The organism is Mycobacterium pseudoshottsii JCM 15466 (assembly GCF_003584745.1).
Lineage (GTDB): Bacteria > Actinomycetota > Actinomycetes > Mycobacteriales > Mycobacteriaceae > Mycobacterium > Mycobacterium marinum.
Window position 1 is genome coordinate 5,968,129 of record NZ_AP018410.1, and the last position, 14,863, is coordinate 5,982,991.

At 63.2% G+C, this 14,863-nt stretch carries 8 protein-coding genes; 5 read left to right on the forward strand and 3 right to left on the reverse strand.

The window, feature by feature from the left end; genetic code table 11:
* Positions 1 to 102 precede the first annotated feature (102 nt).
* Complete coding sequence (locus MPSD_RS27355) at positions 103 to 795, forward strand: esterase (protein ID WP_086084834.1); 693 nt, start codon at positions 103 to 105, stop codon at positions 793 to 795.
* 13 nt (positions 796 to 808) lie between these two features.
* On the opposite strand, the gene MPSD_RS27360 is transcribed toward MPSD_RS27355, so the two are convergent.
* A complete protein-coding gene (locus MPSD_RS27360; RefSeq protein ID WP_086084833.1) occupies positions 809 to 1,729 on the reverse strand; it encodes a universal stress protein in 921 nt (306 codons plus the stop codon).
* 263 nt (positions 1,730 to 1,992) lie between these two features.
* Between MPSD_RS27360 and MPSD_RS27365 the strand changes: the two genes are divergently transcribed.
* On the forward strand, positions 1,993 to 2,844 hold the full coding sequence (locus tag MPSD_RS27365) for an LLM class F420-dependent oxidoreductase (protein WP_020727005.1): 852 nt from the start codon (positions 1,993 to 1,995) through the stop codon (positions 2,842 to 2,844).
* 367 nt (positions 2,845 to 3,211) lie between these two features.
* On the opposite strand, the gene MPSD_RS27370 is transcribed toward MPSD_RS27365, so the two are convergent.
* Both MPSD_RS27370 and gltB read right to left on the reverse strand, forming a co-directional pair.
* Positions 3,212 to 4,678: a glutamate synthase subunit beta gene (locus tag MPSD_RS27370; RefSeq protein ID WP_015357676.1), complete on the reverse strand. Its 1,467-nt coding sequence runs from the start codon at positions 4,676 to 4,678 to the stop codon at positions 3,212 to 3,214.
* Positions 4,671 to 9,254, reverse strand: a complete 4,584-nt coding sequence (gltB, locus tag MPSD_RS27375; RefSeq protein ID WP_020785517.1) for a glutamate synthase large subunit — start codon at positions 9,252 to 9,254, stop codon at positions 4,671 to 4,673. The genes MPSD_RS27370 and gltB overlap by 8 nt, the downstream gene beginning before the upstream one ends.
* A gap of 1,541 nt (positions 9,255 to 10,795) precedes the next feature.
* Between gltB and MPSD_RS27390 the strand changes: the two genes are divergently transcribed.
* The 3 genes from MPSD_RS27390 (at position 10,796) to MPSD_RS27405 (ending at position 14,634) form a co-directional block, all read left to right on the forward strand.
* The gene (locus MPSD_RS27390; protein WP_420811985.1) at positions 10,796 to 11,998 is read left to right on the forward strand and encodes an ISAs1-like element IS2404/ISMul1 family transposase; all 1,203 of its coding nucleotides are present in this window, start codon (positions 10,796 to 10,798) and stop codon (positions 11,996 to 11,998) included.
* Positions 11,999 to 12,018: 20 nt separating this feature from the next.
* Positions 12,019 to 12,978, forward strand: a complete 960-nt coding sequence (locus MPSD_RS27395; RefSeq protein ID WP_086085916.1) for an EspA/EspE family type VII secretion system effector — start codon at positions 12,019 to 12,021, stop codon at positions 12,976 to 12,978.
* 453 nt (positions 12,979 to 13,431) lie between these two features.
* Complete coding sequence (locus MPSD_RS27405; protein WP_420811986.1) at positions 13,432 to 14,634, forward strand: ISAs1-like element IS2404/ISMul1 family transposase; 1,203 nt, start codon at positions 13,432 to 13,434, stop codon at positions 14,632 to 14,634.
* The last annotated feature ends 229 nt before the right edge of the window (positions 14,635 to 14,863 follow it).

The following is a 14,863-nucleotide window of genomic DNA, read 5'->3' on the forward strand; positions in this document are numbered from 1 at the left end:
GCACCAGCTGGCCCCGCCTTGTCGTCGATGCAAATCTCGCGGCAAGCCAATCCCTTGTGTCTATGCCGTCGCGCCGCGATGTGCTCCAGGAGGAATTTCGACATGCGTCACATCATGATGTTCGTGCTGGTCACGTTTGCCACGCTCTTCGGCTCTACCGGCCTCGCCGCAGCCGCGCCGCCCAAGAGCTACTGCGACGAACTCAAAGGGACCACCACCGGCGAGGTGTGCAAGATTCAGATGACCGAACCCGGCTACACCGTCGATATCAGCCTGCCAAGCAACTACCCCGACGGGAAGTCGCTCGAGAGCTTCGTCCGCGAGACGGGCGAGCATTTCCTCGACAAGGCGAAATCCTCCACTGCGCGCGACGCACCCTACGAGCTCGACATCACCTCGACCAATTACGAGTCGGCGATTCCTCCGCGGGGAACGCAGAGCGTGGTGCTCAAGATTTATCAAAACGTCGGTGGCCCGCGCCCCCAAACCACATACAAGGCGTTCAATTGGGACCAGGCCTATCGCAAGCCGATCACTTGGGACAAGTTGTGGCAGCCTGAAACCGATCCGCTGAAGGTCGTTTTCCCAATCGTGGAAAGCGAATTGTCAAAGCAGTCCGAGGAGCAGGTGGTGATCGCATCCAGCGCCGGTCTGGACCCGAAGAACTACCAGAATTTCGCCATCTCCAATGACGGGATCGCGTTCTTCTTCAGCCCGGGGGAACTGCTGCCCGAAGCCGCCGGCGCTCGCCAGGTGCTGGTCCCCCGCGCTGCGGTGGACCCGATGCTGGCCTAGCCGCGGCTTGGCCTCAGGAGTTTGGGGGCGTGCGGGCGATGATGACCGGAATCCGTGCCGAGTTGACGACCGCTCGGCTGAGCGAGCCGAGCAGCATGCCGGGGAACCCACCGCGACCGTGGCTGCCCACAACCACAAGCTGAGCGTCGTGGGCGTGTTCGAGCAGCCGAGGTGCTGGTCGGTCGCTCACCACAACCTTGTGCGTAACCACATCGGGATAGCGTTCCTGCCATCCGCAAAGGCGTTCCGCTAGGACTTCTTCCTCCTGGTCCTTGATGTTGCTCCACTCGATCGGCGCCCAATTGATGCTCGGGAAGTCGAGGGGACCCATGTCGGTCCAAGCGTGCAATGCCACCAATTCCGCGCCGCGCCGAGATGCCTCGTCGAAAGCGATCTCGGTGGCCAACTCCGAGGTGGGCGAGCCATCGACGCCCACCAGCACCGGCGCCTGTGCGGACCGCGGTGGCAGCGGTTCATCGTCATGGATGATCGCGACGGGGCAATGTGCGTGGTGGGCCAGCCCGGAACTGACCGACCCCAGCAGGGCACTAGCCACCCCGCCCTGGCCGCGGCAACCCACCACGACCATCTCGGCCTGCTGGGACAGCTCCACCATGGCGGGCACGATCGCGGCATAGCGCACCTCGCTCGTGACGTGCGCTGCCCGACCCGGCGCGGCCGCGTCGACCGCCACCGCGTGGGCCTGCTGCACAATCTGGTGCGCCTGGTCTTCTCGCCAGCGCGCATAGTCCGCGGGCATCGCAACGTCTGCCCATCCGTTAGCGGGAGCCACCATGGGCGCGAAGACGTGCACCACCTTCAGCGGCACATTACGCATCTCAGCGTCCCGCGCGGCCCACTCCACCGCCAACGTGGAGGCCGGCGAGCCGTCGACGCCGACCACAATTGCCGGGCTCGTGGACTCGGTCGACATAGACAACCTCCCTGTTCGGGCATCGCTACCGCATGTGGTGGACGTTCAAGCTTTGCCGGCTAACACCGACGTTAGTTAATCCGCGTGCGGGTGGCAGGAGGCGTTGGTCCCTTCTCCGTGGGCACTATTGCTCGCAGGCAAGTGTGCGAGGTTTCGTGTTCGGTAGGTCTAAAACCGCTGGCGCACAGGGCAAGTCATACGCGCGGCGACCGTGGACCTGCGCGGGCGTTTGCGGCAGTTGCACCGCGACTACCGTCGAAGGCATGCGTTTCGCTTTCAAGACCTCACCGCAGAACACCACCTGGGAGCAGATGCTGGCGGTCTGGCAGACCGCCGACGGCATCGACGTCTACGAATCCGGTTGGACCTTCGACCACTTCTATCCGATCTTCAGCGACCCCACCGGCCCCTGCCTGGAAGGGTGGACAACGCTGACCGCGCTGGCTCAGGCCACCACGCGGCTGCGGCTAGGCACCCTGGTGACCGGCATTCACTATCGCCATCCCGCGGTGTTGGCCAACATGGCCGCCGCACTCGACATCATTTCCCATGGGCGACTCGAGCTGGGGATTGGCGCCGGCTGGAACGAGGAGGAGTCCGGTGCCTACGGAATCGAGCTGGGCAGCGTCAAGGAGCGCTTCGACCGATTCGAGGAAGCCTGCGCGGTACTGACCGGGCTGCTGAGCCAACCGAGCACCACCTTCGACGGGAAGTACTACCAGCTCGAGGACGCGCGCAACGAGCCCAAGGGCCCGCAGCGTCCGCACCCGCCGATTTGTATCGGTGGTAGCGGGGAGAAACGTACGCTGCGGATCACCGCCCGCTATGCCCAACACTGGAATTTTGCGGGCGGAACTCCGGAGGAATTTGCCCGCAAGCGCGACGTATTGGCGGCCCATTGCGCCGATATCGGGCGCGATCCGAAAGAGATCACGCTTTCAGCCCACCTGGGTTTGGCGCCGGAGCGCGATTTCGGGCAGGTGATCGAGAACGCCGCCGCGCTGGCGGCCGAGGGATTGGATCTGGGAATCGTCTATATCGCGCCACCGCATGACCCGGCCGTGCTGGAGCCGATGGCCGAGGCGATCCGCGAGTCGGGATTAATTGACGGATAAACGATGCTTCTAATAACAACTCGATGAAGTCGAGCAAACCCGTTTGGCGCCGGCAAGTGCGCCGGGCCAGGCGCTAGACCGCGAACCGCAGCAGCTCTTCGGCCGTTGCCAGGCGCTCGTGTTTGGCAGGAAACTCGTGGCTTTTGACGGGGTGGCGAAACCATGACCAGGCGATTCGCCCCATCCTTGACCGGGGTAACGGGTTACTACGCACAGTGACGCTCCCTGTGATCGGACAAACTACTTGGACCCCATGTGCGACGTCTATGTGACGGAGCCCACATCGGCCAATTAGACACCCCGGCTCTGGCAAACCGAAAACGACGCGCCGAGCAATTATCAAATGTTTCTAATGTGGCTGTTGTGATTATTGAAGCGGTGCTGCGGTCGGTTTGATTGGGGCTGGCAGCGCCGTGGAACCCATCAAATAGCGGTCCACTCCGGCCGCCGCCGCCCTGCCTTCGGCAATCGCCCAGACGATCAATGACTGGCCACGACCCATGTCTCCGGCAACAAAGACGCCCGGTGCTGAGGTCTCGAAGTCGTCGCCGCGGGCCACGTTTCCGCGGTCGGTGAGCTTGACCCCGAGGTCAGTGAGCAGACCGGGCTTCTCCGGACCGACGAAGCCCATCGCCAGCAAAACCAGGTCGGCCTCCAATTCGAAGTCTGACCCTTCGACCTTGACGAACTTGCCGTCTTGCATCGCGACTTCGTGCGCCTTGAGCGCACGCACGCGCCCATCGTCACCGATGAACTTCTCGGTGTTGACCGAGAACACCCGCTCGCCGCCCTCTTCGAGTGCCGCAGACACCCGATACATCAGCGGGTAGGTCGGCCACGGGGTCGACGCAGCGCGGGCTTCCGGCGGACGCGGCATGATCTCGAACTGGTGGATGTTGGCCGCACCTTGGCGATGCGCGGTGCCCAGGCAGTCCGCGCCGGTGTCGCCGCCGCCGATGATGACGACCTTCTTGCCCTGGGCGGTAATCGGTGGTTGCCCGTCGGGCCCCAGCACGTCGTCGCCCTCCTGCAGCCGGTTGGCCCACGGCAAATATTCCATCGCCTGATGGACGCCATCCAGCTCCCGGCCGGGGATGGGCAGATCCCGCCACGCGGTGGCACCACCGGCCAGCACGACCGCATCAAAATCGGCGCGCAGCTGCTCGGCCGTGATATCAACCCCGACGTTGACGCCGGCCCGGAACTCGGTGCCCTCGGCCTGCATCTGCTCGAGCCGCCGATTCAGAACACGCTTTTCCATCTTGAACTCGGGGATGCCGTAGCGAAGCAGACCACCGATGCGGTCCTCACGCTCGAAGACGGTGACTTTGTGCCCGGCCCGGGTGAGCTGCTGCGCGGCCGCCAGACCGGCCGGACCGGAGCCCACAACGGCAACCGTCTTACCGGTCAGCGTCTGCGGCGGCAGTGGCTTCACCCAGCCTTCATCGAAGGCGTTGTCGATGATTTCGAGCTCGATCTGCTTGATCGTCACCGGATCCTGGTTGATCCCGAGCACGCACGCCGGCTCGCACGGCGCCGGACATAGCCGCCCCGTGAAGTCCGGAAAGTTGTTGGTGGCATGCAGCCGTTCGATTGCATCGCGCCAACGCCCCTGGCGCACCAGGTCGTTCCATTCCGGTATCAGATTGCCCAACGGACATCCGTTGTGGCAGAACGGAATACCGCAGTCCATGCAGCGTGTCGCCTGCTCACGCAGCGTCTCGTTGTCGAAGTCCTCGTAGACCTCGTTCCAGTCACGTAGCCGCAACGGGACGGGCCGACGGGTCGGCAGTTCGCGATGCGTGTATTTCAGGAAGCCGGTCGGGTCAGCCATGCGAAGCCGCCATGATCGCTTTGTCGATATCCACACCGTCGCGTTCGGCCTCGGCAGTCGCCTGCAGCACCCGTTTGTAGTCGCGCGGCATCACCTTGACGAAATGCCGTTGCTGCTGCGGCCAGTCGGCCAGGACGCGCTGGCCGACAGCGGAATCGGTGGCATCGACGTGAGCCTGGACGATGCCGTGCACGAACTCGGAATCATCGTCATCGAGCGTCTCGACATCGACCATCTCGGTGTTCAGGTTGTCCGGCAGTTCGCCGTCGGGGTCGTAGACGTAGGCGATACCGCCCGACATTCCGGCGGCGAAGTTGCGGCCGGTCTGGCCAAGGATGACGACCCGGCCGCCGGTCATGTATTCACAACCGTGATCGCCGACGCCCTCAACCACGGCATGAGCCCCGGAGTTGCGAACCGCAAAGCGCTCACCCACCACGCCGCGCAGGAATACCTCTCCGCTGGTGGCACCAAAAAGGATCACATTTCCCCCGATGATGTTGTCTTCGGCGATATAACCCGGTGGCGCATTATCCGATGGCCGCACCACGATCCGGCCACCCGAGAGGCCTTTGCCGACGTAGTCGTTGGCGTCGCCGTAGATGCGCAAGGTAATCCCCTTCGGCACAAACGCACCGAAGCTGTTGCCAGCGGATCCCTCGAATGTGATGTCGATGCTTCCGTCCGGCAAGCCTTGGCCGCCATAGGCTTTGGTCACCTCGTGACCAAGCATGGTGCCCACCGTGCGGTTGACGTTGCTGATGGTGGTGGCAAACCGGACCGGTTTGCCGGAATCCAGGGCCTCCCTGCTCATCACGATCAGCTGCTGGTCGAGCGCCTTGTCCAGCCCGTGATCCTGGCTGGAACTGCAGTACAGGTCCTGGTTCATGAACGCCGACTCAGGCTCATGCAGCACGGGCGTCAGATCCAGCCGGTGCGCCTTCCAGTGCGCCCGCGCCAGCGTCGTGTCCAGTGCCCCCGCTTGGCCGACAGCCTCGTTGATGGTGCGGAAGCCCAACTGCGCCATGTATTCGCGCACTTCTTCGGCGATGAACATGAAGAAGTTCTCCACGAATTCGGGCTTTCCGTTGAACCGCTCCCGCAGCAACGGATTCTGGGTGGCCACGCCGACGGGACAGGTGTCGAGGTGACACACCCGCATCATGATGCAGCCGGCCACCACCAGCGGCGCGGTCGCAAAACCGAACTCCTCGCCACCGAGCAGCGTCGCGATCATCACGTCGCGCCCAGTCTTGAGCTGACCGTCCACCTGAACCACGATCCGGTCACGTAATCCGTTGAGCAGCAACGTCTGCTGCGTCTCGGCCAGGCCCAGCTCCCAGGGCGCACCGGCGTGCTTCATGGACGTCAGTGGCGTCGCACCCGTACCACCGTCGTGCCCGGAGATCAGCACCACATCGGCGTGGGCCTTCGAGACGCCGGCGGCGACAGTCCCCACCCCGTTCTCGGAGACCAGCTTGACGTGCACCCGTGCCGACGGGTTGGCGTTCTTCAGGTCGTGGATCAGCTGCGCCAGATCCTCGATGGAGTAAATGTCGTGGTGCGGTGGCGGCGAGATCAGGCCGACACCCGGGGTGGAGTGGCGCACCTTCGCCACCCAGGGATAGACCTTGTGCCCCGGAAGTTGGCCTCCCTCACCGGGCTTGGCACCCTGCGCCATCTTGATCTGGATATCGGTGCAGTTGGTCAGGTAATGCGAGGTGACGCCGAAACGCGCCGAGGCGACCTGCTTGATGGCGCTGCGACGCCAGTCCCCATTGGGGTCCTGCTCGAATCGCCCGACGTCCTCGCCGCCTTCGCCACTGTTCGACCGGCCGCCGAGCCGGTTCATGGCAATCGCCAGCGTCTCGTGTGCCTCGGCCGAAATGGACCCGAAGCTCATCGCTCCGGTCGAGAAGCGCTTCACGATTTCACTAGCGGGCTCGACCTCGTCCAGCGGTATCGGGGGCCGTACGCCGGCCCGGAACTTGAGCAGTCCGCGCAGCGAGGCCATCCATTCGCTCTGGTCATCGACCAGGCGGGTGTACTCCTTGAAAATCTTGTATTGGCCGGTGCGGGTGGAGTGCTGAAGCTTGAAAACGGTCTCGGGGTTGAACAGGTGGTACTCGCCTTCGCGACGCCACTGGTACTCCCCGCCCACTTCAAGCTCTCGATGTGCGCGTTCGTCGGGCCGGTCCAGATAGGCCAGCGTGTGGCGGCTGGCGACATCGGCGGCGATGTCATCGAGGGTGATCCCTCCGGTGGCGCAGGTCAGTCCGCTGAAGTACTCGTTGAGGACTTCTTCGGACACCCCGACCGCCTGGAACAGCTGGGCCCCGGTGTAGGAAGCCAGCGTTGAAATGCCCATCTTGGACATCACTTTCAACACGCCTTTGCCGGCAGCCTTGACGTAGTTGCTCAACGCGGTGTTGCGGTCGATGCCGTCGATGACCCCCCGGTCGAGCATGTCCTCGATCGACTCGAAGGCCAGATAGGGGTTCACCGCCGCCGCGCCGCAGCCCAGCAGCATCGCCATGTGATGAACCTCGCGGGCATCGCCGGATTCGACCACCAGCCCCACCTTGGTGCGACTTCGCTCGCGTACCAGGTGGTGATGCACCCCGGCAACGGCAAGCAGGGCCGGTATCGGTGCCATCCGCTCATCGGACTCGCGGTCCGACAACACGATGATCCGGGCGCCATCGGCGATCGCCGCCGACGCCTGAGCACGTACCTCATTCAACGCGGCAGCCAGCCCGGCACCACCTTCGGCGACCGGGTACAAGCAACGAACCACCTTGGATTTGAGCCCGTGTGGCCGTCCGCTGATCACGGTCTCGGGGTCGAGGTTGATCAGCTTGGCCAGCTCGTGGTTCCGCAGAATCGGCTGGGGCAGCTGGATTTGGTGGCAGGAGTTCTCGTCGGGGTTGAGCAGGTCTCGCTCGCCACCGGTGGTGCCCTGCAGGCTGGTCACCACCTCTTCGCGGATCGCGTCCAGCGGCGGGTTGGTCACCTGCGCGAACAGCTGCTGGAAGTAGTCGTAGAGCATCCTGGGACGCCGCGACAGCACCGCGATCGGGGTGTCGGTGCCCATCGACCCGATCGGTTCGGCACCGGTGCGGACCATCGGCGCCACCAGCAGGTTGAGTTCCTCGTAGGTGTATCCGAAAACCAGCTGCCGCAGGACCACCCGTTCATGGGCCATCCGGGCGTATTCGCCCGACGGCAACTTCTCCAGCGGCACGAGGTTGTTGTCGAGCCATTCCTGATAGGGATGCTCGGCAGCCAGCTCCGCCTTGATCTCCTCGTCGGAGACGATGCGGCCTTGCGCGGTGTCGACCAAGAACATCCGGCCCGGCTGCAACCGCATCCGCTGCACCACCGTCGACGGGTCCAGGTCCAGCACACCAGCCTCGGAGGCCATCACCACCAAGCCGTCCTCGGTGACCCAGATCCGAGACGGGCGCAAGCCGTTGCGGTCCAGCACCGCGCCGACCATGGTGCCGTCGGTGAATGTCATCGACGCCGGGCCGTCCCACGGCTCCATCAACGAGGAGTGGTACTGGTAGAACGCCCGCCTGCTCGGGTCCATGCTCGCGTGGCGTTCCCAGGCTTCCGGGATCATCATCAACACGGCATGGGCCAGGCTGCGCCCGCCCAGGTGTAGCAGTTCGAGCACCTCGTCGAAACGCGCGGTGTCAGACGCGCCCGGGGTGCAGATGGGGAACAGCTTCTCCACGTTTGCTTCGGTGCCGAAGACATCCGTCTTGATCAACGCCTCGCGGGCCCGCATCCAGTTCTCATTGCCGGTGACGGTGTTGATCTCCCCGTTGTGGGCGATGCGCCGGAAGGGATGCGCCAACGGCCAGGACGGGAACGTGTTGGTCGAGAACCGCGAGTGCACGATTCCCAGGGCACTGGTCAGCCGATCGTCCTGCAGATCCAGGTAGAACGCCTTGAGCTGTGGGGTGGTCAACATGCCCTTGTAGACGAACGTCCGGCCGGACAGGCTGGGGAAGTACACGGTCTCCCGGCCCGGGCCGTCTTGGCCGGGGCCCTTGGTCCCCAACTCGTGCTCAGCCCGTTTGCGGATGACGTAGCAGCGCCGTTCCAGGGCCATGTCAGAGGCTCCGGCCAGGAAAACCTGGCGGAATGTCGGCATTGCGTCGCGTGAAAGTGCGCCCAGTGACGAGTCGTCGGTGGGCACGTTGCGCCAGCCCAGCACCTGCAGGCCTTCGGCTTCGGCGATCTTCTCAACGGCCGCGCAGGCCGCGGCCGCGTCTTTGGACGACTGCGGCAGGAAGGCGATGCCGGTGGCGTAGCTGCCCGGGGCCGGTAGCTCGAAGTCGACGACCTCCCGGAGGAATGCATCCGGGACCTGAATCAAGATGCCGGCACCGTCACCGCTGCGCGGCTCGGCACCAGCAGCGCCCCGGTGTTCCAGGTTGAGCAGCGCAGTAATCGCCTTGTCCACAATGTCGCGGCTCCGCCGGCCATGCATGTCGACCACCATGGCTACCCCACACGAATCGTGTTCGAATGCGGGGTTGTATAGCCCGACGCGCTTGGGCGTCATACCCACCTAACCCTTCAGCAGACTTAACTGCGCGGCCTCACCAGCAGCCCGTAGGCCACCTCGCCCCGACGTTGCCCGCGTTGGCCCCTTCGGTCTTGTCGATAGGCTTGCCCTCGTGCGGGATGACCCAGTCAGGGATTCGTCCGTGCAGCGCTGAACGGTGCCCCTGTAACCGATCACGACAAGTCGTAAAACGATATGACAAAGCCCGCCTGACATGCCAACTTACCAATGGTAACCCGCCCAGTGGTGATGCCGTACGGTCAGCGCAGCCAATGATCGAAGGCCGCGCTCACGTGCCGTTTTCCGGTGAATTATCGGCGTGCCAACCGCCGCCCCCAACCCCGCGACGAGCCACAGTAACTGCTTAGACTAATTTGCTGGACCGGCGCCGAAGCGCACTCGGCCACAGCGGAGACCGCGTCACACAACAGTCACTTCGGCAACACGTTCCACGATAAGGCGTGGCAGTTATCGTGCAGGAATTTTGGGATCACCGTGCACGCGCCATGGCCACGACGCCACGACATCCCCCGGTTGCCGCCGGTCATGTTTGCGCAATATTAAGAAAACGCTAAGGTCAGCGGTCCGGGTCGGCGATTCGCCCCGCCTCGCCCAATAGCTAGCAGCCGATTCTGGACCGACCCCAGTTCAGCGTCCATCGACAGTCCGCGAGAGTGTGATCGGACACACCTGGCCGTGGCCGGTGAGCCCGACAACGAAAACCACGACAACCACACCGCCGACTCCGGCCCGTTGGGTGTGCCTAGATCACCGCCTCTAGCGCGCGGTCCAATGCCTGTTGATCGCGCCGACACACCCACACCCCCGCGTCGCCGTGATCGCCATACGAATCGCGGGATCCAACGAGTGGGCACACCCTCCGCTGTGGCGACAACTGCATTGACTATTTAACACTTGCCCCCGCCAGGTCGCCTTGACGCAATGTATCAGAAGCCGTGCATATCGTTTTATTTCAGAAGGTAATTCTGATTTATCCTGGAAGGCCGTTCTGCTTTCTTGGCTGAAAATTGGCGTGGGGATCACCGCATTTTGTCGCCCATAATAGATGTGCACGGCGGATAGAAATTCGGGCACGCCAAACGAGAATCCATTCGAGCGCACCTCCGGTAAGCCCATCGAGCCGAGCCGGCACAGCCTGAACCGCAGCAACGATAACACCAGATCAGAAGGAACTTTGCAGCATACAGCCTTTCAATCCAGCAGGCAATGACGCGCCGGTGCCTGGCGGAAACAACAACCCGCCGGAACCGGAATTACGTGGCGAACCTGGATCAGTGATGTGCGCCTGCACCGAGGCCGTCCTCTTCGCCTGGTTGATCTACGCTTTGGCACATCCAACACCCCCCGAAGAGGGTGACAGCGTCGTGCGCCGCGCAGGGCTCCGGCGTTGTTGATTAGCAGGCTTGTGAGCTGGGTTGATGATCTTTGGTGCCGCGCTATTGGGGCCGGAGTGTAGGCACGGGCTATTTGGAGAACGATCGAGTTGGTTACTGTTCGTCGTTGGTCTGGAGTTGCCCGTGCCTACCGTTTCAGTATTGCGTGTGTCGTCGGTTCCAGAGGTGTTCGACTGCTGGAGTCCTGGTGAGCGCAGCGAGTTCATCGGATCGGAGTTTCTCGATGTGTTGGCCTCGGTGCCAGACCTGAGGGACCCACGCGGTCGGAGGTATTCGCTGATGGCTTTGTTGGCGATCGCGGTTCTGGCCACTGCCGCGGGGATGCGCGGCTATGCTGGTTTTGCCACATGGGCGGCCACCGCTCCCGATGATGTGTTGGCCCAATTAGGGGTCCGGTTCCGGCGGCCCAGTGAGAAGACCTTCCGCGCTGTTTTGTCTCGGCTAGACCCCGCCGACCTCAACGCCAGGATGGGCAGTTACTTCACTGCACACGTGGCCAGCAGCGACCCCAGTGGATTGGTGCCGATCGCGTTGGACGGCAAGATGCTGCGTGGTGCTTTACGCGCCAAAGCGACAGCCACGCATCTCGTGTCGGTGTTCGCCCACCGTGCCCGATTGGTGCTCGGTCAACTCGCTGTCGCCGAGAAAAGCAATGAAATTCCCTGCGTACGTGCCCTGCTCACGCTGCTGCCGGGTAGCTTGCGGTGGCTGGTCACCGTGGATGCGATGCATACCCAGGTCGTCACCGCGAAGTTGATCTGCGCCACCTTGAAGTCGCACTACCTGATGATCGTCAAGTCCAACCAAGCCAAAATATTTGCGCGTATCACCGCGCTGCCCTGGGCCGAGGTGCCCGCAGCCGCTACCGACGACTCCCGCGGCCACGGCCGTGTCGAGACCCGCACCCTGCAAATCATCGCCGCTGCACGAGGAATCGGCTTCCCCTACGCAAAACAAATCATTCGGATCACTCGTGAACGCTTGATCACCGCCACCGACCAGCGCAGCGTGGAGGTGGTCTATGCCATCTGCAGCCTGCCGTTCGAGCACGCCCGCCCTACCGCGATCATGACCTGGATGCGTCAACACTGGGGAATCGAGAACAGCCTGCACTGGATACGCGACGTCACCTTCGACGAAGACCGTCAAAGGGCACATACCGGAAACGGCGCACAGGTCCTAGCAACGCTACGCAACACCGCGATCAATCTGCACCGCCTCAACGGCGCCGACAACATCGCCGAAGCCTGCCGGATCACCGCTTTGACCGCCAACCGCCGCCTAGACCTCCTCAATCCACAATCCCCCAGCTCACAAGCCTGCTAATCAACAACGCCGGAGCCCTGGTGCGCAGCGGGGTGATGTTCGACCAACTCAGCGGCCAGATCGCGGCCCTGGTTCCCGAGGAGGGCTGGCAGGGCATCGCGGCGCAGGCCTATGCGGGCCAGACTCTCGCACAGTCACAACACGCGCGGGTGATGGGCGATCTTGACCGCCTCTCCGCCGGCCTAGTGGCCTCTCAAGCAGAAATCGTGAAAACCGTTCGCACCGGCGTGATTGCGTTGATGGTCATCGTTGCCGGTACGGGCGCGGTGTGTCTCTACATTGAGGGGGCGCTGGGACCGGCGGGCTGGCGACTGTCACAACACATCGCCGGGGTCGTCTGCGTCGGGGCGCTGACCAGCTGGTTCGGCCTGCTGGTGTACGGCGGTATTGCCAGTGATCGGAATCGGCGGAGCTTGCAGGTGCTCACGCAAAGATTGACCGACATGATGACCAATTTGCCGAATTGGTCTGGCCCGGTTCCCGCGCTGGCCGACGCGGCCGTTCCCCCATCGGCTTCCACGTCGGCATCCGATGGAGCCGCGCAAGATTTGCCGTGGCGTGCCGCCGGACTCGCCGAGGACCTTGGGCCCCTTCCTCAGACCACCGATGCCGCCATGATTTTGGCCGGCCTACCCGACCTACCCGGCTCACCCGAGTTCAGCCAGCCCAGCGCACCGAGCCCCGGTTTCGCCGATTTCGGTGCGCCCCACTTGCCCATCCCCACCTTGGCCGGCATGCCCACGACGCCCACCGGCGGCGAATTGGCGGCAATGAATCGGGTTACCGCAGCCCTGGGCCAGCTCAACACCGCCGCGGCTCAACAGGCCCAGATGATCTCTTCACTTGCTCAACAGCGCACCGGGGCCGACAGCACCGGCGCTGCCGCGAGCACCAGCACCGACGAGCGTGCGCCGGTCACGACCGCGACCGGCCGAACCCAACACCACCAACCGCGCGTCGGCACCCCCCAGCGGGGCTAGCGCCGATACCGCGCCGGGCCCGTGCGCAGCGTCCACGCCAGTTCGGGCAGCCGTCCTGCAGGCCGCTTCGATAACAGCGTTGTCCATTTAGCCGAAAACGCCCTGCAACTCGCATTTCCGAAGTAAAGTCCGGTTCGCTTGCATAGCCATTCCATTTCAGAAACTACTCCTGATTCATTCTGGAACGCAATTCCATTCTTGAGGCCGGAGACTTTGGTGCAGAAACGACTGAATTCGGCCACCAAGCCCGCCACCAGCGCGGACCACAGCAACACAAAGATCAGATCGATAAGAGAGGTCGGGCCATGACCAGGGCTCCGGCGTCGTTGATTAGCAGGCTTGTGAGCTGGGTTGATGATCTTTGGTGCCGCGCTATTGGGGCCGGAGTGTAGGCACGGGCTATCTGGAGAACGATCGAGTTGGTTACTGTTCGTCGTTGGTCTGGAGTTGCCCGTGCCTACCGTTTCAGTATTGCCTGTGTCGTCGGTTCCAGAGGTGTTCGACTGCTGGAGTCCTGGTGAGCGCAGCGAGCTCATCGGATCGGAGTTTCTCGATGTGTTGGCCTCGGTGCCAGACCCGAGGGACCCACGCGGTCGGAGGTATTCGCTGATGGCTTTGTTGGCGATCGCGGTTCTGGCCACTGCCGCGGGGATGCGCGGCTATGCTGGTTTTGCCACATGGGCGGCCACCGCTCCCGATGATGTGTTGGCCCAATTAGGGGTCCGGTTCCGGCGGCCCAGTGAGAAGACCTTCCGCGCTGTTTTGTCTCGGCTAGACCCCGCCGACCTCAACGCCAGGATGGGCAGTTACTTCACTGCACACGTGGCCAGCAGCGACCCCAGTGGATTGGTGCCGATCGCGTTGGACGGCAAGATGCTGCGTGGTGCTTTACGCGCCAAAACGACAGCCACGCATCTCGTGTCGGTGTTCGCCCACCGTGCCCGATTGGTGCTCGGTCAACTCGCTGTCGCCGAGAAAAGCAATGAAATTCCCTGCGTACGTGCCCTGCTCACGCTGCTGCCGGGTAGCTTGCGGTGGCTGGTCACCGTGGATGCGATGCATACCCAGGTCGTCACCGCGAAGTTGATCTGCGCCACCTTGAAGTCGCACTACCTGATGATCGTCAAGTCCAACCAAGCCAAAATATTTGCGCGTATCACCGCGCTGCCCTGGGCCGAGGTGCCCGCAGCCGCTACCGACGACTCCCGCGGCCACGGCCGTGTCGAGACCCGCACCCTGCAAATCATCGCCGCTGCACGAGGAATCGGCTTCCCCTACGCAAAACAAATCATTCGGATCACTCGTGAACGCTTGATCACCGCCACCGACCAGCGCAGCGTGGAGGTGGTCTATGCCATCTGCAGCCTGCCGTTCGAGCACGCCCGCCCTACCGCGATCATGACCTGGATGCGTCAACACTGGGGAATCGAGAACAGCCTGCACTGGATACGCGACGTCACCTTCGACGAAGACCGTCAAAGGGCACATACCGGAAACGGCGCACAGGTCCTAGCAACGCTACGCAACACCGCGATCAATCTGCACCGCCTCAACGGCGCCGACAACATCGCCGAAGCCTGCCGGATCACCGCTTTGACCGCCAACCGCCGCCTAGACCTCCTCAATCCACAATCCCCCAGCTCACAAGCCTGCTAATCAACAACGCCGGAGCCTTTATCATCACCGCTGCACGAGGAATCGGCTTCCCCTACGCAAAACAAATCATCCGGATCACTCGTGAACGCTTGATCACCGCCACCGACCAGCAGGGCTCCGGCGTTGTTGATTAGCAGGCTTGTGAGCTGGGTTGATGATCTTTGGTGCCGCGCTATTGGGGCCGGAGTGTAGGCACGGGCTATCTGGAGAACGATCGAGTTGGTTACTG